This window comes from Kitasatospora sp. HPM-01-4 (genome assembly GCF_051374625.1).
Classification (GTDB): Bacteria; Actinomycetota; Actinomycetes; order Streptomycetales; family Streptomycetaceae; genus Kitasatospora.
Genome location: NZ_JBPQGP010000005.1, coordinates 6,402,326 through 6,425,215, shown reverse-complemented (window position 1 = coordinate 6,425,215; position 22,890 = coordinate 6,402,326). Strand labels below are relative to the sequence as shown.

The following is a 22,890-nucleotide window of genomic DNA, read 5'->3' as shown; positions in this document are numbered from 1 at the left end:
GTCACTTGCCCTCGCTGTCGTAGAGACCGAAGTACTCGGCGGCGGTGTGCATGTCCTTGTCGCCGCGGCCGGAGAGCGAGACCAGGATGGTGGCCTCGGGGCCGAGCTCGCGGCCCAGCTCCAGGGCGCCGGCCAGCGCGTGGGCGCTCTCGATGGCCGGGATGATGCCCTCGGTACGGGACAGCAGGCGCAGCGCCTGCATGGCCTGGTCGTCGGTGACCGGACGGTACTCGGCGCGGCCGGTGTCTTTCAGCCAGGCGTGCTCGGGGCCGACCCCCGGGTAGTCCAGACCGGCCGAGATGGAGTGGCTCTCGATGGTCTGGCCGTCCTCGTCCTGGAGGACGTAGGTGCGCGAGCCGTGCAGCACTCCCGGGTCGCCCTTGGTGAGGGTGGCGGCGTGCTTCGGGGTGTCCGCGCCCTCGCCGGCCGCCTCGCAGCCGACCAGGCGGACACCGGCGTCCGGGATGAACTCGTGGAAGATGCCCATCGCGTTGGAGCCGCCGCCGACGCAGGCGACCACGGCGTCCGGCAGCCTGCCGGTGCGGTCCAGCACCTGCTGCCGGGCCTCCACGCCGATCACCCGGTGGAAGTCGCGGACCATCATCGGGAACGGGTGCGGGCCGGCCACCGTGCCGAACAGGTAATGGGTGGAGTCCACGTTGGCGACCCAGTCGCGGAACGCCTCGTTGATGGCGTCCTTCAGCGTGCGGCTGCCGGACTTCACCGCGACGACCTCGGCGCCGAGCATCCGCATCCGGGCGACGTTCAGCGCCTGGCGCTGGGTGTCGACCTCGCCCATGTAGATGGTGCAGTCGAAGCCGAAGAGCGCGCAGGCGGTGGCGGTGGCCACGCCGTGCTGGCCGGCGCCGGTCTCGGCGATGATCCGGGTCTTGCCCATCCGCCGGGTGAGCAGCGCCTGGCCCAGCACGTTGTTGATCTTGTGCGAACCGGTGTGGTTCAGGTCCTCGCGCTTGAGCAGGATCCGCGCGCCGCCCGCCTCGGCGGAGAACCGGCGGACGTCGGTGAGCGGGCTGGGGCGGCCGGTGTAGTCCTTGAGCAGCGCGTCGAGCTCGGCCGCGAAGGCCGGGTCGGCCTTGGCCTTCTCGTACTCCTCGGCGACCTGCTCGACGGCGGCGACCAGCGCCTCCGGGATGAAGCGGCCGCCGTACGCGCCGAAGTAGCCTCGTGCGTCGGGGACTTGGGCACCCGGCAGGTAGTCGTTCTCGGACATCTCTTGATACGTCCTAGGGTGTGATGGTCTGCGGTGACGTCGGGGTGGCTTCTCAGCCGGACGTCCTACGCCATCGACGGCCCTGCACCTGCCCGGGCTCGCAGCCGATCACGTACCGCACCCGCCGCCCCAGCACCCGGCGTGCGGGCGCGCGGCAGCCGCGCGGGCGGCAGCCGGGGGCGAGGCGGGCGAGTACGGACACGGCTGCGGGTCAGCCCCGTCCGGTGTTGCGCAGCGCCGGGTGGGCGCCGGCCGCGACCAGGTCGGCGACCGCGGCCTTCGGGTCCTTGCCGGTCACCAGCGACTCACCGACCAGGACCGCGTCCGCGCCGAGGTTGGCGTAGGCGATCAGGTCGTGCGGGCCGCGGACCCCGGACTCGGCCACCTTGACGATGTGGTCCGGGATGGCGTCCACCACGTTGCCGAAGGTGTTGCGGTCCACCTCGAGGGTCTTGAGGTTGCGGGCGTTGACGCCGATGATCCTCGCTCCGGCGTCCACCGCGCGGGCGATCTCCTCCTCGTCGTGCACCTCGACCAGCGGGGTCAGCCCGATCGACTCGGCCCGCTCGATGAGCGAGACCAGAGCGGGCTGCTCCAGTGCCGCCACGATCAGCAGCGCGAGGTCGGCGCCGTGGGCGCGGGCCTCCCAGAGCTGGTAGGAGGTGACGATGAAGTCCTTGCGCAGGATCGGGGTGTCCACCGCGGCCCGGACGGTGTCCAGGTCGGCGAGGGAACCCCCGAAGCGGCGCTGCTCGGTCAGCACGCTGATCGCGGCCGCGCCGCCCGCCGCGTAGTCACGCGCCAGGGCGGCCGGGTCGGCGATCGCCGCCAGCGCGCCCTTGGACGGGCTGGAGCGCTTGACCTCGCAGATCACCCGGACACCGTCACCGCGCAGTGCGGCCACGCCGTCCTTGGCGTCGGGCGCCTTGGCAGCCAGCTCCTTGAGCTCGTCCAGGGAGACCCTGGTCTGTCGCTCGGCGAGGTCCTGCCGGACCCCGTCGATGATCTCGTCGAGCACACTCACGAGAGCGCCCCCATCATTCTCTGCTAGGCATTCGGCCAGCTGATGCCGGAGGGCGAGCGGCCCTCCGACCTGGCAGATCCAGTCAAGGCCGTGGGGTGTGGACTGGTCAGGAACGGTGACGATCCTGTTCGTATCCGTCCCCATCGGCTCTTCGATGGTATCGGGCGCCGGGGGCGCGAACCGCATCAGTCCGGCGTACGTCTCGTTGGGCGGACCGGCGTACGCGCCCTCCGCGCTGCTCGGCCGTCCGCGCCCGGCGCCTGCGGAAAGCAGCAGGCCGAAGGGGTCGTGAACGGTTGGTCACACCGGTCAGGCCGCCGGCGGTGCCAGGCCCGCACCGATCGGCAGGTTGCGCACCACCGTGAAGAGCGTGAGCACCAGGACCAGCACCACCGCCCCGCGCCCGCCGATGGCGACGCGCGGCGCGCGGCCGCCCGTCAGCGCCGCCCACAGCCAGCACAGCCAGAGCACGCCCACCGCCCCCGCCAGCAGCAGCACCAGCAGGTTGTCGTGGCCCGCCGTGATCAGGTCCCCCCGGGTCAGCGCGTGCGCACAGCGCAGTCCGCCGCAGCCGGGGCACCACCAGCCGGTCGCCTGGAGCACCGGGCAGGTGGGGTAGTGGCCCGGCGCGTTGGGATCCACCGCCGCGACGTACCCGGTCGGGAGGGCGACAGCCGCCAGCGCGGTCAGCGGTCGGCTCAGCCGCCGCAGCACGGAGGGCTGGGGGACGGATGGTCCGGGAGTCGCTTTCATCCCGCCGATTCTTCCCTGCGGGCGCCCCCGTGTACCCGTACCGGCAGGGCGTGGCGGGAGCACGAAACGGCGGGCGTGGTGGCGCCCGCCGCTCGATGGTTCCTACCGGGTGCCGTCAGGAGACGGAGACCGTGGCCGGCTTGTCGGTGGCGGTGGCGCCGACGTGCTTGCTCGGCTGCTTGCCCATGCCCGCCATCTGCATGGCCTTGCCGACCACGCCGCCGAGCAGGACGACTGCGATCCCGGCCCAGACGATCAGGACGTTCGGGAGGATCATGGCCACGCCGCTGACCATGAAGCCGATGAAGCTGATGGTCACGCCAGTCCAGGCGGCGGGAGTGTGGCCGTGGGCCTGGCGCGCTGCTGCCGACATTGATGGTGCTCCTTGAGTCTCCGGGGCCCCGCCCGAAGGCTGGGGGAGGGTTGACGTCATCCATTGTGCCGGGCCCTGACATACGGACCCAAGCGGGGGCGGCAATCAACCGGTGGGATCCTCGCCACGGTCCAGGGCCTGCCACAGCTCGGCCGGAGTCCCGGCGGGCTTCGGCTGCTTCCGCGCCCCCTGGCCCTTGCCCGCCGGCGCCTCGTACCGTGCGCCCATCGCGGGCCAGCCCCGCCCCGAGCGCACGGTGACCAGCCCCGCCAGCGTCAGCAGCACTCCGCCGGCCACCGCCACCCAGGGCCAGGCGGTGTGGCTGGGGAGCTCGGCCTGCGCGCTCACCAGCGCCAGCTTGCGGGCCGCCTCCGCGTCCAGCGCGGCGGTGTCCGAAGCCCCGAGCGCGGACGCGAGGGCCACCCCGGCCCCGGCCAGCACCGCCAGCGCACCGACCGCGATCCGGCCGACTCCGCGCACGGCGAACACCGCCACCGCCGCGGCCATCACGGCCAGCGTCAGCCCGGTCGGCAACCCGGAGACCGCACTGCCGGTCACCGAGACCGCCATCTTCCCCGGCAGCGACCCCTCGGCCCAGGTCCGCCCCACCGAGGTCAGCACCAGCACCGCGCCCAGCGCGGTCAGCAGCAGCATCATCCCGAGACTGCGCCGGCCACCCCTGCGCTCGGCGGGGACGGATGCGGCGGACTCGGACGAGGTAGTAGCACTCACCCGTCCACTATCCCCGACCGCACACCCGCCCGGGTCAGGCGGGGTCCTTCGGGAACTCGTCGGTGCTGATCACCAGCGTGCGGCCCTCCAGCGGGACGTGCAGGTCCTCGCCGAACGGGACCTTCTCCTGCTGCGCGTGACTCAGTGCCTCGATGGCATCACGCCAGCGGCGTACGGAGCGTGTTGGCCGTGGCAACGGCCCGCAGTACGGCCGCCGCCTTGTTGCGGCACTCGGTGTCCTCGCCCTCCGGGGTGGAGTCGGCCACCACGCCCGCGCCGGCCTGGACGTAGGCGGTGCCGTCGCGGAGCACGGCGGTCCGGATCGCGATCGCGGTGTCGGCGTCGCCCGCGAAGTCCAGGTATCCGACGCAGCCGCCGTACAGGCCCCGGCGGGTGGGCTCCAGCTCCTCGATGATCTGCATCGCACGCGGCTTGGGCGCCCCCGAGAGCGTCCCGGCCGGGAAGCAGGCGGTGAGCACGTCGAAGGCGGTCTTCCCCTCGGACACCTCACCGGTGACGGTGGAGACGATGTGCATCACATGGCTGTACCGCTCGATCGTCATGAAGTCGACCACCTCGACGCTGCCCGGCGTGCAGACCCGCCCCAGGTCGTTGCGGCCGAGGTCGACCAGCATCAGGTGCTCGGCCCGCTCCTTGGGGTCGGCGAGCAGCTCGGCGGCGAGCTCGGCGTCCTCCTGCGGCGTGGCGCCGCGCGGCCGGGTACCGGCGATGGGGTGCAGCAGCGCCTCGCCCTCCGTCACCTTGACCAGCGCCTCCGGGCTGGAGCCCACCACGTCGAAGCCGCCCTGCGCGGTGCCGTCGGGGCCCGGGAAGCGGAACAGGTACATGTACGGGCTGGGGTTGGTGGTGCGCAGCACCCGGTAGACGTCCAGCGCGCTGGCCGGGCAGGGCGCCTCGAAGCGCTGCGAGACGACCACCTGGAAGGCCTCGCCGGCCCGGATCCGTTCCTTGATCTCCTCCACCGCCTGCCCGTACGGCTCGCCGCCGAAGGGCGAGTGGGCGTCCACCGCGGTCGGGGTGAAGGTGGCGAGCCCCGAGGGGACCGGCTTCAGCAGATCGGCCTCCATCGCGTCGAGGCGGGCCACCGCGTCCGCGTAGGCCTCGTCCACGCCGCTGGCCAGGTCGTTGTGGTTGACCGCGTTGGCGATGAGGATCACCGAGCCGTCCCAGTGGTCGAGCACCGCGAGGTCGGTGGCGAGCAGCATGGTCAGCTCGGGCAGCTTCAGGTCGTCCGGGGTGCGGTCGGGCAGCTTCTCCAGCCGGCGGACGATGTCGTAGCCGAGGTAGCCGACCAGGCCGCCGGTGAGCGGCGGGAGGCCGTCGTCGGCGCCGCGCGGGGTGTGCAGCGCGGCGAGCGCGGCCCGCAGCACCTCCAGCGGGTCGCCGCCGGTGGGGATGCCGACCGGCGGGGTGCCGTGCCAGCGCGCGTTGCCGTCCTGGTCGGCGGTGAGCGTGGCGGCGCTGCGCACCCCGACGAACGAGTAGCGCGACCAACTGCGGCCCTGCTCGGCCGACTCCAGCAGGAAGGTGCCGGGGCGCTCGGCGGCCAGGCTGCGGTACAGACCGATGGGCGTGAGCCCGTCCGCGAGGAGCCGGCGGGTGACCGGGATGACCCGGGTGTCTACGGCGAGCTTGCGGAAGGCCTCAATGTCCATGGGGTACTTCACCGTTCGTGAGCAGGGACTGACGGGTGGAAAGACTAACCAGCGAGGGGCAGTACGTCGGTGTCGAAGCAGGTGCGGGTGCCGGTGTGGCAGGCCGCGCCGACCTGGTCGACCCGGACCAGCAGGGTGTCGGCGTCGCAGTCCAGCGCAACGGACTTGACGTGCTGGTAGTGCCCGGAGGTGTCGCCCTTGACCCAGTACTCCTGGCGGCTGCGGCTCCAGTAGGTGCAGCGGCCGGTGGTCAGCGTGCGGTGCAGCGCCTCGTCGTCCATCCAGCCGAGCATCAGCACCTCACCGGTGTCGTACTGCTGGGCGATGGCGGGGATCAGGCCGTCGGGCGTGCGCTTGAGGCGGGCGGCGATGTCGGCGGCCAGAGCGGTGCTGCCGGGGGCGGCGGGAGTGGTGGACATACGGCCATTCTCGCAGGTGCGTGTGGTTACCGGCGGTGGTCACCCGCCGTGGCCACCGGGCGCCGTGTAGCACCGCGGACCGGCGGCTCCGGGAGGCCGGGGAGATCCGGGAGCCGCCCGCGACCGGCGCTCCCGGCCCGCGTCGGACCGCTCGTGATCAGACCCGTGCCGCAGCCGGTCCGCACCCGGCCGCGTTCGGGGTGCTTCCGCCCGGACCGTTGTCGTCAATCCCCTGCCAAGCGGCCCTCCGCACGGCCAGAATGGCTGCGAGCCAAGGGGGTTGAGGTGGACAAGGGGCCTATGGGAGGCGTGCCGCCGGAGTACGGCCGGGCGTCCGGACGGCGGCGGTGGTGGCGGATGGCGCTGCTGGCCGTGGTCGTGGCGGCGGCGCTGGGCGGGTTGTTCCTGTGGCCGGAGCGGCACCGGGTGGCCCTTCCTCCGCCCGCGGTCGCGTTCCCGTCCAGCCCGTCGGCGAGCCCGTCGAAGGTGCTGCCCTACCCGTACTTCCCACCGGGTACGTGCTTCGACCACCAGCAGCTGAGCACCGGGATCACCAAGCCCGAGCAGCGCCCGTGCGCCCAGCCGCACGACGGGGAGGCGATCGCCAACGTGGTGCTGCCCGAGGGGCTGACCGACGACCTGGTGATCGGCCGCGCCCTGCGCGGGCTGTGCCAGGCGCCGCTGACCGAGTGGGAGCGGGAGCAGGGCGGCGGGCAGTTCTACGGCTTCCCCATCGGTCCTTATCTGAAGTTCTACCAGCAGGGTTTCCGGGACGCGACGTGCACCATGACGGTCAGTGACCAGCAGGGCGGCCCGAAGACGACCGGGCACTTCCGCTCGCAGCTGCCCGCTGACGGGTGATCATCCGGCGTCGCCGGGCGCGCCCGGGGCGGCGTAGGCTGGAACGCATGTCGAACTCCGCCCGTACGGAGCGTCAGCGGCTCGCCGAGCTGCTGATCGCCGCCGGTCCCGACGCCCCGACGCTGTGCGAGGGGTGGTCCACCCGCGATCTGGCCGCCCACCTGGTCCTGCGGGAGCGGCGCGCGGACGCCGCGCCCGGGATCCGGGTGCAGGCGCTGGCGGGGTGGACGGCGCGGGTGCAGGCCGGCTACGCGGAGCGGCCGTACGAGGAGCTGGTGCGGCTGTTCCGTTCGGGGCCGCCGCGGCTGTCGCCGTTCGCACTGCCCGGGGTGGACGAGGCGGCCAACACGGTCGAGTACTTCGTGCACGCCGAGGACGTCCGCCGCGCGGTCGAGTGGCAACCGCAGGAGGTCGCACCGGAGTTGGCCCAGGCCCTGTGGCGGCGCCTGCCGATGCTCAGCCGTCTGGAGGCCGGACGCAAGACCCCGGTACGGCTGTCGCTGCGCTGGCCCGGCGCGGGCAGCCTCGAGTTCGGCCCCCACGGCACCGACCAGGTCGAACTCACCGGCTCCCCCGCCGAGTTGACCCTCTTCGCCTTCGGCCGCGGCGCCCACACCACCCTCCGGGTCGAGGGCCCAGCCTCCGCGGTCGAGACCCTCGGCGCCGTACTTCCGCTGCCCGCCTCCGAGCCCTCCGGGCGATGACGCGTTCCCCGGGAGCGCGGGGACTGCCCGGCGGGTGCTACCTGACCGGGTGACCCGCCTCCCGCAGGGCGTTCTTGACCTCGCCGATCCGCAGGTCGCCGAAGTGGAAGACGCTGGCGGCCAGCACCGCGTCGGCGCCCGCCGTCACCGCGGGGGCGAAGTCGGCCAGCTTCCCCGCCCCGCCGGAGGCGATCACCGGGATGGAGACGGCCTTGCGTACGGCGCGGATCATCTCCAGGTCGTAGCCGTCCTTGGTCCCGTCGGCGTCCATCGAGTTGAGCAGGATCTCGCCGGCCCCCAACTCGGCCGCCCGGCCCGCCCATTCGACCGCGTCCAGCCCGGTGCCGCGACGCCCGCCGTGCGTGGTGACCTCGAACCCCGAGGCGGTCTCCGTCCCCTCCGGGCAGCGCCGCGCGTCGACCGACAGCACCAGCACCTGCCGCCCGAACCGCCGCGCGATCTCCCGGATCAGCTCCGGACGGGCGATCGCCGCCGTGTTGACGCCGATCTTGTCGGCCCCGGCGCGCAGCAGCCGGTCGACGTCCTCCGCCGTACGGATGCCGCCGCCCACGGTGAGCGGGATGAAGACCTGCTCGGCGGTGCGGCGGACCACGTCATAGGTGGTCTCCCGGTCGCCGGAGGAGGCGGTGATGTCGAGGAAGGTCAGTTCGTCGGCGCCCTCGGCGTCGTAGAGCTTGGCCATCTCGACCGGATCGCCGGCGTCGCGCAGGTTCTGGAAGTTGACTCCCTTGACCACCCTCCCGGCGTCGACGTCCAGACAGGGGATGACACGTACTGCGAGGGTCACGGTTTGCCTTCCAGGGAGGTTGCGAGCCCGGGACGGTAGGCGTCGACTTCGACCTCGACCATCATCCGGGAGTCGATCAGGCCCTCCACCACGACCATGCTCGTCACCGGGCGGATCGCGTCGAAGAGCTTCTTGTGCGCCCGGCCGACCTCCTCGGAGTCCCGGACGTGGGTGATGTACATCCGGGTGCGGACCACGTCCGCCGGGTCGAGGCCGTAGTGGGCCAGGGCCTTGAACACCACGCCGAAAGCGGCGAGGGTCTGCTGGTAGGGGTCGCCCTCGTTCAGGACGACCCCGTTGTCGTACGCGGTGCTGCCTGCCACCAGAACGAAGTCCCCGGCCCGCACGGCGCGGGAGTACCCGAACTCCTCCTCCCAGGGAGAAGTACCGGAGATCCTCAACGAGCTTTGCGGGGCCGGGATTTCGGTCATCGGGACACAGCCTCCAGGGCCTCTTCGAGAGTGAACTTCTGCTCGTAGAGGGCCTTGCCCACAATCGATCCCTCGACACCTTCGGGGACCAGGGTGGCGATGGCGCGCAGGTCGTCCAGCGAGGAGACGCCGCCGCTGGCAACTACGGGCCTGTCGGTCGCGGCGCAGACGTTCCGCAGCAGCTCCAGGTTGGGGCCGGTCAGGGTGCCGTCGCGGTTGACGTCGGTGACCACGTAGCGGGCACAGCCCTCGGAGTCGAGGCGGGCCAGCACCTCGTACAGGTCGCCGCCGTCCCGGGTCCAGCCGCGGCCGCGCAGGGTGGTGCCGACCACGTCCAGGCCGACCGCGATCTTGTCGCCGTGCTCGGCGATGACCTTGGCGACCCACTCGGGGCTCTCCAGGGCGGCGGTGCCGAGGTTGACGCGGGTGCAGCCGGTGGCGAGGGCGGCGGCCAGCGACTCGTCGTCGCGGATACCGCCGGAGAGCTCGACCTTGATGTCGAGCCGGCCGGTGACCTCGGCGAGCAGCTCACGGTTGCTGCCGGTGCCGAAGGCGGCGTCCAGGTCGACCAGGTGCAGCCACTCGGCGCCGGCGTTCTGCCAGGCGAGGGCGGCGGCGAGCGGCTCACCGAAGGAGGTCTCGGTGCCGGAGGCGCCCTTGACCAGCCGGACGGCCTGGCCGTCGCGGACGTCGACGGCGGGAAGGAGTTCCAGACGGCTCATCGTATGCAACTTTCCAGGCTTCAGAGGGTGTTGACCCAGTTGGTCAGCAGGGCTGCGCCGGCGTCGCCGGACTTCTCGGGGTGGAACTGGGTGGCCCAGAGCGGACCGTTCTCCACGGCGGCGACGAAGGGCTGCCCATGGGTGGCCCAGGTGACCAGAGGGGCGTTGATCCGCTGGCTGTGGGTCTCCAGCTCCCAGCGGCGCACACCGTAGGAGTGCACGAAGTAGAACCGGGTGTCCGGGTCGAGGCCGGCGAACAGGCGGCTGCCCTCGGGCGCGTCCACGGTGTTCCAGCCCATGTGCGGGACGATCGGCGCGTCCAGCGGCTCGACGGTTCCGGGCCACTCGTCGCAGCCGGCCGTCTCCACGCCGTGCTCGACGCCGCGCTCGAAGAGGATCTGCATCCCGACGCAGATGCCGAGCACCGGGCGGCCGCCGGCCAGCCGGCGGCCGATGATCTGGTCGCCGCGCACCGCCTTCAGCCCGCGCATGCAGGCCTCGAAGGCGCCCACACCAGGGACCAGCAGGCCGTCCGCGTCCAACGCCTGCTGGAAGTCGGAGGTCACGGTGACATCGGCGCCGGTGCGCTCGAGGGCGCGCTGGGCGGAGCGGAGGTTACCGGAGCCGTAGTCCAGCACCACAACATTCTTGGACATGTCAGTCTTCCGGGTCTCTAGAGGCGCAGGAGGCCGGCGGCGAGGCACATCACGGCGCCGATCGCGAGGACCGCGATCACGCTCTTGGAGTGCTTCTGCTTCCAGAACGAGTACACGCCGCCGGACAGGAACAGCCCGGCGATGATCAGCAGCGTGGCGGACTTGCTCACAGCGCCCCCTTGGTCGAGGGGAGGATGCCCGCCGCGCGCGGGTCGTGTTCACACGCGTACCGCAGGGCCCGCGCCAGGGCCTTGAACTGGCACTCCACGATGTGGTGCGCGTTGCGCCCGTACGGGACGTGGACGTGCAGCGCGATCTGTGCCTGGGCGACGAAGGACTCGAGTATGTGCCGGGTCATCGTGGTGTCGTAGGTGCCGATCATCGGCGCCATGCCCTCGGGCTCGGTGTGCACCAGGTAGGGGCGGCCCGAGAGGTCCACGGTGACCTGGGCGAGCGACTCGTCCAGCGGCACGGTGCAGTTGCCGAAGCGGTAGATGCCGACCTTGTCGCCGAGCGCCTGCCGGAAGGCGGCGCCCAGGGCCAGGGCGGTGTCCTCGATGGTGTGGTGGGTGTCGATGTGCAGATCGCCGTCGGTCTTGACGGTCAGGTCGAACAGACCGTGCCGGCCGAGCTGGTCGAGCATGTGGTCGTAGAACCCGACGCCCGTGGAGATGTCGGTCCTTCCGGTGCCGTCGAGGTCGATCTCGACCAGGACCGAGGTCTCCTTGGTGGTGCGTTCAACGCGTCCGATACGGGACATGAGGTTCCTACAACTCCTGACTGGCCGCGCGCGCGGAGCGCGCTCCGGCGAGGGTGGAAGTGAGCTCGGCCCCCTCCTGCCCGATGGCGGGCGAGGAGGGCGGGAGAACGAGGCGGACGGCGTCCAGGAAGGCGTCGTTCTCGGCGGGGGTGCCGGCGGTGACCCGCAGCCACCCGGGCACTCCGTTGTCGCGGACCAGGACACCCTGGTCGAGGATCGCCTGCCAGACCGCGTGGGTGTCGGCGAAGCGGCCGAACTGGATGAAGTTGGCGTCGGAGTCGGTGACTTCGAGCCCGAGCCCGCGCAGCTCGTCCACCACGCGGTCCCGCTCGTCCTTCAGCTGGGCGACGTAGCCGAGCAGGGTGTCGGTGTACTCCAGGCAGGCCAGCGCGGTCGCCTGGGTGACGGCCGACAGGTGGTAGGGCAGCCGGACCAGCTGCACGGCGTCCACCACGGCGGCGTCGGCGGCCAGGTAGCCCAGGCGCAGCCCGGCGGCACCGAAGGCCTTGGACATGGTGCGGCTGACCACCAGGTTGGGGCGGCCCTCCAGCAGCGGCAGCAGCGAGGCGCGGTGCGAGAACTCGACGTACGCCTCGTCCACGACCACCAGGCTGGGCCGGGCGGCCTGCGCGGCCTCGTACAGCGCGAGGACGGTGTCGGTGTCGACCGCGGTACCGGTCGGGTTGTTCGGCGAGCAGACGAAGACCACGTGGGGGCGGTGCTCGGCGATCGCCGCCTTGGCCGCGGCCAGGTCGATGGTGAAGTCGTCGTTGCGCGGGCCGGAGATCCAGCCGGTGCCGGTGCCACGGGAGATGAGCGCGTGCATCGAGTACGAGGGCTCGAAGCCGAGCGCGGTGCGGCCGGGGCCGCCGAAGGTCTGCAGCAGCTGCTGGAGCACCTCGTTGGAGCCGTTGGCGGCCCAGACCTGCTCTCGGGTGCGCCTGAAGCCGGTGGTCCTGGTCAGGTACGCGGCCAGCGCCTCGCGCAGCTCGATCGCGTCCCGGTCGGGGTAGCGGTTGAGGGTGCGGGCGGCCTCGGCGACCCGCTCGGCGATCCGGGCGACGATCGGCTCCGGCAGCGGGTACGGGTTCTCGTTGGTGTTCAGCTGGACGGGAACGTCCAACTGCGGTGCGCCGTACGGGGACTGGCCGCGCAGCTCGTCGCGGATCGGGAGGTCGTCGATCTTCACTGCCCCGGCACCGTCCAATCGAACCTCGCCCTGATCGCGTCGCCGTGACCGGGGAGGTCCTCGGCCTCGGCCAGGTTCACCACGTGCGCGGCGATGTCGGCCAGCGCCTCGCGGGAGTAGTCGACCACATGGATGCCGCGCAGGAAGGACTGCACCGACAGGCCGGAGGAGTGGCAGGCGCAGCCGCCGGTGGGCAGCACGTGGTTGGAGCCGGCCGCGTAGTCGCCCAGCGAGACCGGCGCGAACGGGCCGATGAAGATCGCGCCAGCGTTGCGCACCCGGGCGGCGACCGCGCGGGCGTCCCGGGTCTGGATCTCCAGGTGCTCGGCGGCGTAGGCGTTGACCACGTCCAGGCCCTGCTCGACGTCGTCCACCAGCACGATGCCGGACTGCCTGCCGCCCAGCGCGGTGGTGACCCGCTCACGGTGCCTGGTCCGGGCGACCTGCTCCTTGAGCTCCAGCTCGACCGCCTCGGCCAGCGCGACCGAGTCGGTGACCAGCACCGAGGCGGCCATCGGGTCGTGCTCGGCCTGGCTGATCAGGTCGGCGGCGACGTCCCGCGCCGAGGCGCTGTCGTCGGCCAGGACGGCGATCTCGGTCGGGCCCGCCTCGGCGTCGATGCCGATCCGGCCCTTGAGCAGGCGCTTGGCGGCGGCCACGTAGATGTTGCCGGGGCCGGTCACCAGGTTCACCGGGCGGCACTCCTCGGTGCCGTACGCGAACATCGCGATCGCCTGGGCGCCGCCGGCCGCGTACACCTCGGTGACGCCGAGCAGCGCGCAGGCCGCCAGGATCGTCGGGTGCACCGAGCCGCCGAAGGCCTTCTGCGGCGGCGAGGTGACGGCGATGCCCGCGACCCCGGCCTCCTGCGCCGGGACGACGTTCATCACCACGGAGGACGGGTACACGGCCAGGCCGCCGGGCACGTACAGGCCGACCCGGTCGACCGGCACCCAGCGCTCGGAGACCGTGCCGCCGGGCACCACCTGGGTGGTGTGGTCGGTACGGCGCTGCTCGCGGTGGACCAGCCGGGCGCGGCGGATCGACTCCTCCAGCGCGGCCCGCACCTTCGGGTCCAGGGTGGCCAGTGCCTCGTCGATCCGCGCCTGCGGGACCCGGGTGGTCTCCAGCCGGACGCCGTCGAAGCGCTCGGTGATCTCGATCAGTGCCGCCACGCCGCGATGGCGTACGTCCTCGCAGATCGGCCGCACCCTTTCCAGGGCGGCTTCCACGTCGAACTCGGCACGGGGCAGCACGTCGCGCAGGTCCTGGTAGGAGGAGCCGCGCAGATCAATTCGGGAGATCACAGAAGCAAGTGTAAGGAGTGGCCAGAAGTGGCGGTCTCGCATTTCAGTCCGTGATACGTGAGCCGAGACAAACCAAGATCACGGAAGAACCGCGGCAGAGCGGCCGCCGAGCGGGCGGACGGCGGCGGAACAAGGCCTGTGGGATGCCTTCCGCAATGGGGGGACATACGATCCGCGGGCCTTTCCCGACCGCACCGAAACGTGTTCCGCCCCACCTCGGAAGCGGATGAACCCGGATGGACATGGCGTGGAACACACCGGTGTGGACGACCCCTTTTCGGACCATCGGCGGGGCCCCGGGCGGATGGTCCGGGCCGAGGTGACCGCCCGCGTGCCGCGGCCCTTCCGCACGACCCGGGCGTGTCGCCTCCCCCGAACCGGCCGGCGGGCGGCCTCGCGGTCGCGTACCGGGCCGCCCGCCCGGTGTCCCGTTCGCCCCCTCCCCGGCACAAGCCCGGCGCGCGGCGGGCCGTCGGCCGTCTAGTCTGTCCGCCGTGACAGAACGGCTCCCGCTCTTCCCGCTCAACACGGTCCTCTACCCGGGACTCGTACTGCCCCTGCGTGTCTTCGAGGAGCGCTACCGGCGGCTGGTCGGCGATCTGATGGTCCAGCCCGAGGACCCGCCCCGCCGGTTCGGCGTGGTGGCGATCCGGGACGGCCGTGAGGTCGCCCCGGTCCGCGAGCCGGACGGCCCGGCCGGTCCGCTGGACGGCCTGGGCACGGTGACCGGCCATCCGCTGGAGGCCCTGTACGAGGTCGGCTGCGTGGCCTCGATCGCCTCCGTGAAGGAGCTCCCCGGCGACCGGTACGAGCTGCTCGTCACCGGCACCACCCGGTTCCGGCTGCACGACGTGGACACCGGCGGCGCCTACCTGGTCGGCGAGACCGAGCCGATCGAGGAGCGGCCGGGCGACGGCGCGGGCGCGCTCGCGGCCGGTGTGGAGCGGGCCTTCTTCGCCTACCGCAAGCGGCTGGCGGGCGCGCGCGAGGCCAGCCTGGCCGGGGAGCAGGAGCTGCCGTCCGACCCGCAGGTGCTCTCCTACCTGGTCGCGGCGGCCTCCGTACTGCCCACCCAGGTCAAGCAGGAACTGCTGGCCTGCCCCGACACCGCGCAGCGGCTCACCCTCGAACTCGAACTGCTGCGCAGGGAGAGCGCGTTGATCGCCCGGCTGCCCTCGCTGCCCGCGGCGGACCTGACCCGCCAGGCGTTCAGCCCGAACTGACCGTACCGACAGCGCCGGGAGGGCCGACTGTGGCGAAGAAGACGAAGGGCGGGCAGGGCACGCCCGCGACGGTGGCACTGGAGGCGGCCGGGGTCGCGTTCACCGTGCACGCGTACGCGCACGACCCGGCGGCCGCCTCCTACGGCGGCGAGGCCGCCGAGGCCCTGGGCGTGGACGGCAGCCGGGTCTTCAAGACCCTGGTCGCCGAGGTGGACGGCACCCTGACCGTCGGTGTCGTCCCGGTCCTGGGGCAGCTGGACCTCAAGGCGCTGGCCGCCGCCGTCGGCGGGAAGCGGGCGGCGATGGCCGACCCCGCGGCCGCCGAGCGCAGCAGCGGCTACGTCCGGGGCGGCATCTCCCCGCTCGGCCAGCGCCGCCCCCTGCGCACCGTCCTGGACAGCAGCGCCCTCGACCACCCGACCGTCTACGTCTCCGCCGGCCGGCGGGGCCTTGAGGTCGAGCTCTCCCCCGCCGACCTCGCCGCCCTCACCAACGCCCGCACCGCCCCCATCAGCCGCTAGGCGCATCGAGGCGGACTCCGCTCGGGGCCGGCCTCCGGGTGCGGTGCGGCAGCGATGGAACAGCGAATCCCGGGGGAAGACGGGGGCGAGGCGCAAGGCTGCCCCCGGGCGGCCGCTACGCGGGCGGCGTGGGTCCCTGCCCGGTCGGGGCGGCCGGGGGCTCCGGGTCCGTCCGGGGCTTGTCCGCCGGTTCCGCCGCCGCGGCGCTGCCTCCCTCCTCGGGGTGGACGGCCGGCTCACCGGGGCCCGTCCACTCCGGGCCCGCCCAGTACGGCGGCGGGTCCTCCTCCCGCTTGCCGAACGCGGCCGACAGGATCAGCAGCACCACCAGCGCGGTCATCGGCCACGCCAGCAGCGCACCCTCCGCGCCGAGCTTGAGCGGGGCGCTGAACTGCACGCCCGTCCCGACCGCCTTGGCGTGCGCGACCACGTCCATGGTCGGCCCGAGCCAGCACCCCAGACGCCAGGCAAGATACGACCCCGCCAGCCCGCCCGCCGCCAGCCCGGCCGCGACGGCGATGCCGCCGCCCCGCGCCCTGGTGAACAGGAAGGCGGCCAGCGCGCTGAGCGCTCCGGCGCCCAGCCCGAGCAGCACGAAGACGCTGTCGGCACCGGCCCGCTGCTCCCCCTCGGGGTCGACGTACTGGATGGCGTTGCCGACCACGACGAGCATCACCCGGGGGGCCAGCCAGAGCCAGAGCAGGCCGACGACGACACCCAGCAGTACACCGGCCACCGTCAGCACTGCGCCGAGCCGCAGCTCCGGCAGCAGCGGCCGCCGTTCCCGCGCCGGCTCGCGGAGGTCGGAATCGACTGCGTACGGATCGGGCTCGGGCAGCTGCCCGGCGCCCGGACCCGCGGGTGTGTTCGGTACGGTCACGGCCCCATCGTTTCACGACTCGCCGGATCGGGACGGGCCCGCCCTCGGCGGAAGGCGCCTTCGGTACCCGCTCAGCGGGTGGTCGCCCGCCGGTACGCCCAGGTCGCCAGCGTCAGCGAGACCAGGCCGACCAGCGCGCAGACCGCCAGGTCCCCGCCCACGGCCGCCCAGTCCGGGCCGGGGGTGAAGGTACGGGCGAAGGCCTCGACCCCGTAGGTCGAGGGCAGCAGGTCACGCAGCCAGCGGACGGCCTGCGGCAGGTGGTCCACCGGCAGGACGCCCAGCAGCAGCGCGGCGGACATCCCGAGCTGGCCCAGCAGGGTGGCGATCTCCTGCCGCGGCGCGAGCAGCCCGCAGGCCGCGCCGAGACCGGAGAGCGCGGCGCCCGCGAGCGGGACCACGGCCAGCAGTACCCACAGGTTCGCCAGCGGCAGCGAGAACATCACCGCGCCCGCGGCGGCCGTCACCAGCGCACCGGGCACGGTGAACGAGGCGTACGCGCCGGCCGCCCCGAGCACCACGGCGGCGGGCGGCACGGGCAGTGTCGCGTAGTGGTCCAGCCCGCCGGTCGCCCGGAGCCTGCCGAAGTACTGGGCGAGCAGGTTGAGCGCCACGAAGGCGACCACCAGCACGCTGGACCCCGCGACCACGGCGTACGCGGCGGAGTTGGCGCCCGGGTCCACCACTCCGCGCATCATCACCAGGATGCCGAGCGACTGGAAGGTCGCCACGAAGAGCAGCGGGATCCGGGCCACCCTGGCCCGGGCCAGCTGGGCCCGGTAGACGGCGGCCAGCGAGGGCAGGAACCGCGCGGCGGGCGCGAGCGGCGCCTCGCTCTCGGTCGCCGCCACCGGACGGTCGAGCAGGGTCACCGGTCCACCTCGAAAGAAATGATCGTCACTCGTACGTCACCGACCGCCGCCGGTCCCCGACCGGCGGCCTCCCGGTACCCCGGCCTCACCTCGTCAGCCCTCCGCCTCGTCCGCCCAGCTTGAGATAGGCGTCCTCAAGGCTGGGGGTGGCCAGGGTGAAGTCGTCCAGGGCCGCGAAGGCGGGCCCCGTGGTGACGGCGGCGACCAGTTCGCGGGCCCGCTCGGGGCTGGTGCGCACGGTCCAGCGGCGGCCGGTGCACTCGGCCTGCTCGGCGAGCCTGGCGACGGCGGGGACCTCGGTCGGGGCCTCGGTCCGCCAGACCAGGTCGAGCCGGACGTCGCCGTCCACCAGGGCCTTCAGCCCGCCGGGGGTGTCACAGGCGATGACCCTGCCGTGGTCGACCACGGCGACCCGGTCCAGCACGGTCTCCGCCTCGATGACGTTGTGGGTGACCAGCAGCACGGTGGTACCGCGCTCGGCGCGCCGGCGGTCCACCGCCGACCAGACCGCGCGGCGGGCGACCGGGTCCATGCCGGTGGTGGGCTCGTCCAGGACGAGCAGCGGCCGCTCGCCCACCAGCGCGGCGGCGAAGCAGGCGAGCCGGCGCTGACCGCCGGAGAGCTTGGCGAGCGGGCGGTGCGCGAGCGGTTCGAGGCCGAGTTCGGCCAGGACGTCGGCCGTCTCGCTCCGTGCCCCCGCCAGGGTGAGTCCGCGCAGGCGGCCGGTGGTCTCGGCGGCCAGGGCCACGGTCAGCTCGTCCAGCGCGGTGGACTCCTGGCCCAGGTAGGCGAGCAGCCTGGCGGCCCGTTCGGGGTGGCGGACGATGTCGTGGCCGAGGATGTGCACGCTGCCCCGGTCGGGGCGGAGCAGCCCGGTGAGCTGGCGGACCAGGGTGGACTTCCCGGCGCCGTTCGGGCCGAGCAGGCCGAAGATCTCGCCGCGCCGGACGTCCAGGTCGATGCCGTCGTTGGCCCGGATCACGCCGCTGCCGCCGTCCTCGGCACCGCCTTCGGCCGCGCTGCGGCCACGGCCTCGGCCGAGGCCCCGGCCCGGGCTGCGGTACGTCTTCGCAAGGTCTCGCACGGTGCAGCACAGCCCGGTGTACTGCCCGGTGCCGCCGAGGTCGCCTTGCGGCCTGGCCTGCGGTGCCGGCCGGTCGGTGTCGCTCACGGTCGAAGACTCTACGCGCTGGCAGAGCAGATCAGGACAAGGGGGCCGCAATCACCATCGCCGCCCCCGCACCGGCCCCGGGCCGCCCGTCGGCACTCAGCCGTCCGTGCGGCCCTCGGCGGCGGCCAGGGGCTCGCCTCCCGGCACCCGGGCGGCGAGCTCCTTCCAGAAGCCGGCCCGGATCGCGTAGCGGTCGTGCTCGTCGATCTGGTCGTCCTTGTGCGCGAGCAGGCCGAAGCGGGCGGCGTAGCGGAGCAGCTCACCGTCCAGCCGGTGCGGGATGCGCGGGTAGTCGGCCCACAGCGGGGTGAGCCGGGTGGGCGAGCCGATCCGGTCGATCCAGCGCCGGGCGAAGACCTGTCCGACCTCGTGGGCGTCGCCGCCGATGCTGGTGATGTCCTCCTCGCGGTCGGTCCAGCGCTGCTCGGCCGTGGTGAGCTGGGCCAGTATCGGGAGGCTGTCGGCGGCGCCGTGGCTCTCCGGGGCCGGCCGGTCCACCCAGCCGCGCTCGGACGACCAGCGCAGCACGATCGAGGCGGGCACGGGTGCGACGGGGGGCGCGGGGGCGGTGGTCCGGTGGGCGAGGTCCCTGGGGGTCGGTACCACCTTGAGGGCGGCCTGCCGGGGCTCGTCGGCGAGGGCGGCGGGCTGCTCCGGGTGGACCGGGGCGACCGGGTGCCCGGGGTGGCCCGCGGCGGGCGGGGCGGCGAGCAGCTGGGCGATCTCGGGACGGGGCTCGCCGAGCGGGTGCGCGGGTGCGGCCTCGCGCAGCCGTACCCAGGCCTCGATCCACTCGCGGTCCAGGACCCGGCGCTCGTCCGCCTCACCGACCAGGTCCTCGGACTGGTTGAAGTCGCCGTCGGCGGCCTGCAGCGCCCAGAGGTGGACGACCACGCCGTGTTCCTTGGCGGACATCATGCCGGGCAGCAGGTCGCCGTCCCCGGTGACCAGCACCACATCGGCGCAGGCGCGGTTGCGGGCGAGTTCGGCGAGCTCGGCGTGCATCACGGCGTCCACGCCCTTCTGCACCCAGCGGCCCTCCGCTCTGGTGAGCGCGCCCAGCCGTACGGTGACCCGGGGCAGTACCCGGAGCCTGCGGTGCTCGGGCAGCGGCCGGCGGTCCGGTGCGGCGTCGAACCAGTAGATCCTGAGCAGCGGGAGGCCGGTCTCCGCCTCGGCGCGGGCCCGCAGGGCGGCGATCAGAGCGGTGTGGTCCACCGCCACCCGGGACCGGGAGGGTTCTCCGGCCAGTAGGCTGGCGGCTGCTCCCAGCAGGTATCCGGCGTCCACGAGGACGACGCAGCGGTCCATGATCCGCACCTCTTCTCCGGGTCGGCCACCGGTGACCGGAGGTGCGCCGGGCACCCTGCGGGGGCGCTGGACCCCGGACCGCACTACCGTTGCGCACTTCCTTACCCTCCGATCGGGCGGTGAACCGTCCGGACGGATCATGCGTGGCGGGAGCGGGCTCGGCCACTGGCAATACTGAGGGATTGATGCGGAAGAGAATCGTGGTCCTGTCCACGGCAGGCGTCCTGGTAGCGGGAGCGGTACTGCTGGTCCCCACCGTCACCACCGACACCTCACGGGGCGACACCCGGGTGCTCGGGATCACCGTCAACGAGGGCCGTACGGTCCTGGTCGGCCCGACCGAGCCGGTCACCTTCCCGGTGGAGGTGACGGCCGAGGACGACTCCGGCATCCGGTCGGTGTCCCCGATCGGCGTCTGGGGGCCTTCGTACGGGGTGCTGAAGGTCAGCCCGATGACGTGCTCGCCGACCTCGCACACCGTCTCGGTCTGCCGGGGCACGGCGACGGTCGACCCGGCCAGGAAGGACGTCTTCAACGACGAGGCCGGCACCTGGTTCGTGGACCTCAAGGTGAACGCCAATGACGGCGACCGCTACGTCAACCAGACCGCGGGCGGTTTCTCACTCAAGCGGGCGGCCCGGATCTCCGGTTACAACGTGCCCCAGCACGCCACCGCGGGCGAGGAGCTGACGGTCAAGGGCTGGCTGAACCGGGCGTTCTGGAGCGACAACAGGTACCACGGCTACGAGGGCGGGACGGCCTATCTCCAGTTCCGCCCGCACGGCAGTTCCCACTGGACCACGGTCGCCACCGCCCTCTCGGACGCCACCGGCACCGTCAGCGCGAAGGTCCGGGCCACGGCCTCGGGCGAGTACCAGTGGTACTCCCCCGGCGACAAGTGGACGGGGAACGCGGTCTCGTCCCCGCTCACGGTCTCCGTCGCGCCGCATCCCCAGGCCTGACCCGGCCCGCGGGTGCCGGGCCTCCTCGGGAGGCCCGGCACCCGGTCAGGGCTTGTCCGACGGTCCGCTCGGCGCGTCCGTCGGGAACCGCCCTACGAGTCCTGGTGGCCCTGGAGCTCGGCGGCGACCAGCTCGGCCACCTGGACGGCGTTGAGCGCGGCGCCCTTGCGCAGGTTGTCGTTGGAGAGGAAGAGCGACAGGCCGTGCTCGACCGTCTCGTCCGCCCGGATCCGGCCCACGTAGGTCGGGTCCTGGCCGGCCGCCTGCAGCGGGGTCGGGATCTCGGACAGCTCGACGCCGGGCGCGTCCGCCAGCAGCTCGGCCGCGCGCTGCGGGGTGATCCCGGCCGCGAAGCGGGCGTTGACCTGCAGCGAGTGGCCGGTGAAGACCGGGACCCGGACGCAGGTGCCGGAGACCTTCAGCCCGGGGATCTCCAGGATCTTGCGGCTCTCGTGGCGGAGCTTCTGCTCCTCGTCGGTCTCCGAGGAGCCGTCCTCCACGATCGAGCCGGCCAGCGGCACCACGTTGAAGGCGATCGGGCGCTTGTAGACCTGCGGCTCGGGGTACTCGGCGGCCGACCCGTCGTGGACCAGCGCCTGGGCGTCGTCCACCATCTTGACCGCCTGCTCCTGCAGCTCGGCCACGCCGGCGAGGCCGCTGCCGGAGACCGCCTGGTAGGTGGAGACCACCAGGGAGACCAGGCCGGCCTCCCGGTGCAGCGGGCGCAGCACCGGCATCGCGGCCATGGTGGTGCAGTTCGGGTTGGCGATGATGCCCTTGGGGCGGTCGGGGATCGCGTGCGGGTTCACCTCGGCGACCACCAGCGGGACCTCGGGGTCGCGGCGCCAGGCCGAGGAGTTGTCGATCACGACGGCGCCCGCCGCGGCGACCTTGGGCGCCAGCGCCTTGGAGGTGGCGCCGCCGGCCGAGAAGAGCACGATGTCCAGGCCGCTGTAGTCGGCCGTGGCGGCGTCCTCGACGGTGATCGTGGTGCCCTGCCACTCCAGGGTCTGACCGGCCGAGCGGGCCGAGGCGAAGAGCCTCAGCTGCTCCACCGGGAAGTTGCGCTCGGCCAGTACGCGGCGCATCACGCTGCCGACCTGGCCGGTGGCTCCTACGATGCCGATCCTCATCGGACTCCTCCTGTTGTTCTGCTGTGCTCGGTCTGGCCCCGCACATGGCCCATCATGCCTGGTCGGAGCCCCGATCCGAGATTCGTCCCACCCTGTGGTCACCGGCCGGGGGCTCCCCGAGGGGCTTCGCCGCAAGGGCGGTCATGGTGAGCCTCAGGGACGCGGGACGAACATTCAAGGGCGCCTGGAACGCCTGGCGGGGAACCCGCTTCCGCGCCGGGGGCGGCGCCTTTCCCCGGTCCCGGCCGCGGTCAGTCGTCGAGTTCCGCGAGCAGTTCCAGCGCCCGGCCGACCGGCGCCGCCTCCGCCGCGAGCAGCGGCAGCCGCACCGCCGGGGTGGGGATCACTCCCCGCGCGTGCAGCACCCCCTTGATCACCGTCGGGTTGGGGCCCGCGAAGAGCGCCCCCGAGAGTGCCGCGAGCCGGTGTCCCAGCTCCCTGGCCGGTACCGCGTCGCCCTTGCGCCAGAGGTCCACCAGCTCCGTGAACCGCCCGGTGGCCAGGTGCGCCGAGGCCAGGATGCCGCCGGCGGCGCCCAGCGCGAGCAGCGGCGAGAACACCGTGTCGTCCCCGCCCAGCACCCCGGTGCCGCCGTTCGCGAGCAGTTCGACGGTGCCCTCGTCGATCCCGCCCACGGCGTACTTGACCCCCGCGATCCCGGGCAGCGACAGCAGCCGGCGCAGGGTGGCGGTGCCGAGCGCCTGCCCGGTGCGGTAGGGGATGTGGTACACGACCAGCGGTACGGCGCTGCGCTCGGCCAGGTACTCGAAGTGCGCCAGCACCCCCGCCTCGCCCGGACGGGTGAAGGCCGGGACGGTGACCAGCGCCGCGTCCGCCCCGGTCAGGCCGGCGAGCTGCTCGGCGCTGCGCCTGGTGTCGTTGCCGCCCGCGCCCACGATCAGCGTGGCGCCGCGCTCCCGGCAGACCCTGGCGCAGACCTCGGTGACGGTGCGCCGCTCGTCCTCGTCCAGGGTGGCGGGCTCGGCGGTGGTGCCGAGCGCGACCAGCCCGGCGGCCCCCTGGTCCAGCATCGAGTGGGCCAGCCGCTCCAGTGCCCCGGCGGCGACCGAGCCGTCCTGCTCGAACGGTGTGATCAGCGGTACGTAGATCCCGTGCAGTTCCATGTCTCAGAGCCTGCGGCCCAGGTACCGTGCAGGTCCAGTTCACATTT

General features: G+C 73.1%; 27 protein-coding genes and 1 pseudogene. 5 read left to right on the top strand and 23 right to left on the bottom strand.

The window, feature by feature from the left end; all coding sequences use genetic code 11:
• Position 1: 1 nt before the first annotated feature.
• From trpB to hisI, 9 genes are all read right to left on the bottom strand, one after another.
• Positions 2 to 1,231 carry a tryptophan synthase subunit beta gene (gene trpB, locus ACSMTC_RS28075; RefSeq protein WP_436562496.1) on the bottom strand — a complete coding sequence of 410 codons (1,230 nt, stop codon included), beginning with the start codon at positions 1,229 to 1,231 and terminating at the stop codon, positions 2 to 4.
• Positions 1,232 to 1,283: 52 nt separating this feature from the next.
• Complete coding sequence (gene trpM / locus ACSMTC_RS28070) at positions 1,284 to 1,433, bottom strand: tryptophan biosynthesis modulator TrpM (protein WP_436562495.1); 150 nt, start codon at positions 1,431 to 1,433, stop codon at positions 1,284 to 1,286.
• Positions 1,434 to 1,442: 9 nt separating this feature from the next.
• Positions 1,443 to 2,255: an indole-3-glycerol phosphate synthase TrpC gene (gene trpC, locus ACSMTC_RS28065; RefSeq protein WP_436562494.1), complete on the bottom strand. Its 813-nt coding sequence runs from the start codon at positions 2,253 to 2,255 to the stop codon at positions 1,443 to 1,445.
• A 309-nt stretch (positions 2,256 to 2,564) separates the two neighbouring features.
• Positions 2,565 to 3,008: a DUF2752 domain-containing protein gene (locus tag ACSMTC_RS28060; protein WP_436562493.1), complete on the bottom strand. Its 444-nt coding sequence runs from the start codon at positions 3,006 to 3,008 to the stop codon at positions 2,565 to 2,567.
• A gap of 115 nt (positions 3,009 to 3,123) precedes the next feature.
• Positions 3,124 to 3,381, bottom strand: a complete 258-nt coding sequence (locus ACSMTC_RS28055) for an HGxxPAAW family protein (protein ID WP_436562492.1) — start codon at positions 3,379 to 3,381, stop codon at positions 3,124 to 3,126.
• A gap of 105 nt (positions 3,382 to 3,486) precedes the next feature.
• Positions 3,487 to 4,113 (bottom strand): TIGR02234 family membrane protein, encoded by a 627-nt coding sequence (locus ACSMTC_RS28050; protein WP_436562491.1) that lies wholly within the window; start codon positions 4,111 to 4,113, stop codon positions 3,487 to 3,489.
• A 34-nt stretch (positions 4,114 to 4,147) separates the two neighbouring features.
• Positions 4,148 to 4,309, bottom strand: coding sequence for a hypothetical protein (locus tag ACSMTC_RS28045; protein WP_436562490.1), 162 nt, complete (start codon positions 4,307 to 4,309; stop codon positions 4,148 to 4,150).
• On the bottom strand, positions 4,272 to 5,789 hold the full coding sequence (locus tag ACSMTC_RS28040) for an anthranilate synthase component I (RefSeq protein WP_436562489.1): 1,518 nt from the start codon (positions 5,787 to 5,789) through the stop codon (positions 4,272 to 4,274). Before ACSMTC_RS28040 ends, ACSMTC_RS28045 begins: the two co-directional genes overlap by 38 nt.
• 44 nt (positions 5,790 to 5,833) lie before the next feature.
• On the bottom strand, positions 5,834 to 6,208 hold the full coding sequence (gene hisI / locus ACSMTC_RS28035; RefSeq protein ID WP_436562488.1) for a phosphoribosyl-AMP cyclohydrolase: 375 nt from the start codon (positions 6,206 to 6,208) through the stop codon (positions 5,834 to 5,836).
• Between the two features lie 285 nt (positions 6,209 to 6,493).
• Here hisI and ACSMTC_RS28030 point away from each other — a divergent pair, with 285 nt between their 5' ends.
• Together ACSMTC_RS28030 and ACSMTC_RS28025 are read left to right on the top strand one after the other, a co-directional pair.
• Entirely contained in the window at positions 6,494 to 7,069 is a 576-nt protein-coding gene (locus tag ACSMTC_RS28030; protein WP_436562487.1) for a hypothetical protein, read from the top strand.
• Between the two features lie 47 nt (positions 7,070 to 7,116).
• A complete protein-coding gene (locus ACSMTC_RS28025; RefSeq protein ID WP_436562486.1) occupies positions 7,117 to 7,773 on the top strand; it encodes a TIGR03085 family metal-binding protein in 657 nt (218 codons plus the stop codon).
• 37 nt (positions 7,774 to 7,810) lie between these two features.
• Here ACSMTC_RS28025 and hisF read toward each other — a convergent pair whose 3' ends face one another.
• The 8 genes and pseudogenes from hisF to hisD all read right to left on the bottom strand — a co-directional run bounded on the left by hisF (position 7,811) and on the right by hisD (position 13,646).
• Complete coding sequence (gene hisF, locus ACSMTC_RS28020) at positions 7,811 to 8,581, bottom strand: imidazole glycerol phosphate synthase subunit HisF (protein WP_436562485.1); 771 nt, start codon at positions 8,579 to 8,581, stop codon at positions 7,811 to 7,813.
• Complete coding sequence (locus ACSMTC_RS28015; RefSeq protein WP_436562484.1) at positions 8,578 to 9,012, bottom strand: RidA family protein; 435 nt, start codon at positions 9,010 to 9,012, stop codon at positions 8,578 to 8,580. Before ACSMTC_RS28015 ends, hisF begins: the two co-directional genes overlap by 4 nt.
• Complete coding sequence (priA, locus tag ACSMTC_RS28010) at positions 9,009 to 9,734, bottom strand: bifunctional 1-(5-phosphoribosyl)-5-((5-phosphoribosylamino)methylideneamino)imidazole-4-carboxamide isomerase/phosphoribosylanthranilate isomerase PriA (RefSeq protein ID WP_436562483.1); 726 nt, start codon at positions 9,732 to 9,734, stop codon at positions 9,009 to 9,011. The genes ACSMTC_RS28015 and priA overlap by 4 nt, the downstream gene beginning before the upstream one ends.
• A gap of 20 nt (positions 9,735 to 9,754) precedes the next feature.
• On the bottom strand, positions 9,755 to 10,390 hold the full coding sequence (gene hisH, locus ACSMTC_RS28005; protein WP_436562482.1) for an imidazole glycerol phosphate synthase subunit HisH: 636 nt from the start codon (positions 10,388 to 10,390) through the stop codon (positions 9,755 to 9,757).
• Between the two features lie 17 nt (positions 10,391 to 10,407).
• Positions 10,408 to 10,560, bottom strand: a complete 153-nt coding sequence (locus ACSMTC_RS28000; protein ID WP_436562481.1) for a hypothetical protein — start codon at positions 10,558 to 10,560, stop codon at positions 10,408 to 10,410.
• The gene (hisB, locus tag ACSMTC_RS27995; RefSeq protein WP_436562480.1) at positions 10,557 to 11,150 is read right to left on the bottom strand and encodes an imidazoleglycerol-phosphate dehydratase HisB; all 594 of its coding nucleotides are present in this window, start codon (positions 11,148 to 11,150) and stop codon (positions 10,557 to 10,559) included. Before hisB ends, ACSMTC_RS28000 begins: the two co-directional genes overlap by 4 nt.
• Positions 11,151 to 11,262: 112 nt before the next feature.
• Positions 11,263 to 12,339 (bottom strand): annotated as a pseudogene (locus ACSMTC_RS27990) (histidinol-phosphate transaminase); the annotation flags it as partial.
• Positions 12,336 to 13,646 (bottom strand): histidinol dehydrogenase, encoded by a 1,311-nt coding sequence (hisD, locus tag ACSMTC_RS27985; RefSeq protein WP_436562479.1) that lies wholly within the window; start codon positions 13,644 to 13,646, stop codon positions 12,336 to 12,338. The pseudogene ACSMTC_RS27990 and the gene hisD, both read right to left, overlap by 4 nt.
• Positions 13,647 to 14,140: 494 nt before the next feature.
• Here hisD and ACSMTC_RS27980 point away from each other — a divergent pair, with 494 nt between their 5' ends.
• Positions 14,141 to 14,869 (top strand): LON peptidase substrate-binding domain-containing protein, encoded by a 729-nt coding sequence (locus ACSMTC_RS27980; RefSeq protein WP_436562478.1) that lies wholly within the window; start codon positions 14,141 to 14,143, stop codon positions 14,867 to 14,869.
• Positions 14,870 to 14,898: 29 nt separating this feature from the next.
• Complete coding sequence (gene ybaK, locus ACSMTC_RS27975; protein ID WP_436562477.1) at positions 14,899 to 15,390, top strand: Cys-tRNA(Pro) deacylase; 492 nt, start codon at positions 14,899 to 14,901, stop codon at positions 15,388 to 15,390.
• A gap of 115 nt (positions 15,391 to 15,505) precedes the next feature.
• Here the strand turns inward: ybaK and ACSMTC_RS27970 are convergent, their stop codons facing one another.
• The 4 genes from ACSMTC_RS27970 to ACSMTC_RS27955 all read right to left on the bottom strand — a co-directional run bounded on the left by ACSMTC_RS27970 (position 15,506) and on the right by ACSMTC_RS27955 (position 19,624).
• The gene (locus ACSMTC_RS27970) at positions 15,506 to 16,270 is read right to left on the bottom strand and encodes a hypothetical protein (RefSeq protein ID WP_436562476.1); all 765 of its coding nucleotides are present in this window, start codon (positions 16,268 to 16,270) and stop codon (positions 15,506 to 15,508) included.
• A 71-nt stretch (positions 16,271 to 16,341) separates the two neighbouring features.
• Positions 16,342 to 17,142 carry an ABC transporter permease gene (locus ACSMTC_RS27965; protein ID WP_436562475.1) on the bottom strand — a complete coding sequence of 267 codons (801 nt, stop codon included), beginning with the start codon at positions 17,140 to 17,142 and terminating at the stop codon, positions 16,342 to 16,344.
• An 85-nt stretch (positions 17,143 to 17,227) separates the two neighbouring features.
• Positions 17,228 to 18,238, bottom strand: coding sequence for an ABC transporter ATP-binding protein (locus tag ACSMTC_RS27960; RefSeq protein ID WP_436564833.1), 1,011 nt, complete (start codon positions 18,236 to 18,238; stop codon positions 17,228 to 17,230).
• 171 nt (positions 18,239 to 18,409) lie between these two features.
• Entirely contained in the window at positions 18,410 to 19,624 is a 1,215-nt protein-coding gene (locus ACSMTC_RS27955) for an NYN domain-containing protein (RefSeq protein WP_436562474.1), read from the bottom strand.
• 185 nt (positions 19,625 to 19,809) lie between these two features.
• Between ACSMTC_RS27955 and ACSMTC_RS27950 the strand changes: the two genes are divergently transcribed.
• Positions 19,810 to 20,586, top strand: coding sequence for a hypothetical protein (locus ACSMTC_RS27950; protein ID WP_436562473.1), 777 nt, complete (start codon positions 19,810 to 19,812; stop codon positions 20,584 to 20,586).
• A 92-nt stretch (positions 20,587 to 20,678) separates the two neighbouring features.
• On the opposite strand, the gene ACSMTC_RS27945 is transcribed toward ACSMTC_RS27950, so the two are convergent.
• Both ACSMTC_RS27945 and ACSMTC_RS27940 read right to left on the bottom strand, forming a co-directional pair.
• Positions 20,679 to 21,719, bottom strand: a complete 1,041-nt coding sequence (locus tag ACSMTC_RS27945; protein ID WP_436562472.1) for an aspartate-semialdehyde dehydrogenase — start codon at positions 21,717 to 21,719, stop codon at positions 20,679 to 20,681.
• Positions 21,720 to 21,970: 251 nt separating this feature from the next.
• Positions 21,971 to 22,843 (bottom strand): dihydrodipicolinate synthase family protein, encoded by an 873-nt coding sequence (locus ACSMTC_RS27940; RefSeq protein ID WP_436562471.1) that lies wholly within the window; start codon positions 22,841 to 22,843, stop codon positions 21,971 to 21,973.
• Positions 22,844 to 22,890 lie beyond the last annotated feature (47 nt).

What these genes read in the sequence shown, in the direction of transcription:
- ACSMTC_RS28060 (WP_436562493.1), bottom strand. Translation starts at nt 3,008, where the DNA reads ATGAAAGCGACTCCCGGACCATCCGTCCCCCAGCCCTCCGTGCTGCGG.
- trpB (WP_436562496.1), bottom strand. Translation starts at nt 1,231, where the DNA reads ATGTCCGAGAACGACTACCTGCCGGGTGCCCAAGTCCCCGACGCACGA.
- hisI (WP_436562488.1), bottom strand. Translation starts at nt 6,208, where the DNA reads ATGTCCACCACTCCCGCCGCCCCCGGCAGCACCGCTCTGGCCGCCGAC.
- ACSMTC_RS27940 (WP_436562471.1), bottom strand. Translation starts at nt 22,843, where the DNA reads ATGGAACTGCACGGGATCTACGTACCGCTGATCACACCGTTCGAGCAG.
- priA (WP_436562483.1), bottom strand. Translation starts at nt 9,734, where the DNA reads ATGAGCCGTCTGGAACTCCTTCCCGCCGTCGACGTCCGCGACGGCCAG.
- ACSMTC_RS27955 (WP_436562474.1), bottom strand. Translation starts at nt 19,624, where the DNA reads ATGGACCGCTGCGTCGTCCTCGTGGACGCCGGATACCTGCTGGGAGCA.
- hisH (WP_436562482.1), bottom strand. Translation starts at nt 10,390, where the DNA reads ATGTCCAAGAATGTTGTGGTGCTGGACTACGGCTCCGGTAACCTCCGC.
- ACSMTC_RS27945 (WP_436562472.1), bottom strand. Translation starts at nt 21,719, where the DNA reads ATGAGGATCGGCATCGTAGGAGCCACCGGCCAGGTCGGCAGCGTGATG.
- ACSMTC_RS28025 (WP_436562486.1), top strand. Translation starts at nt 7,117, where the DNA reads ATGTCGAACTCCGCCCGTACGGAGCGTCAGCGGCTCGCCGAGCTGCTG.
- ACSMTC_RS28015 (WP_436562484.1), bottom strand. Translation starts at nt 9,012, where the DNA reads ATGACCGAAATCCCGGCCCCGCAAAGCTCGTTGAGGATCTCCGGTACT.
- ACSMTC_RS28055 (WP_436562492.1), bottom strand. Translation starts at nt 3,381, where the DNA reads ATGTCGGCAGCAGCGCGCCAGGCCCACGGCCACACTCCCGCCGCCTGG.
- ACSMTC_RS28040 (WP_436562489.1), bottom strand. Translation starts at nt 5,789, where the DNA reads ATGGACATTGAGGCCTTCCGCAAGCTCGCCGTAGACACCCGGGTCATC.
- ACSMTC_RS27950 (WP_436562473.1), top strand. Translation starts at nt 19,810, where the DNA reads ATGCGGAAGAGAATCGTGGTCCTGTCCACGGCAGGCGTCCTGGTAGCG.
- hisB (WP_436562480.1), bottom strand. Translation starts at nt 11,150, where the DNA reads ATGTCCCGTATCGGACGCGTTGAACGCACCACCAAGGAGACCTCGGTC.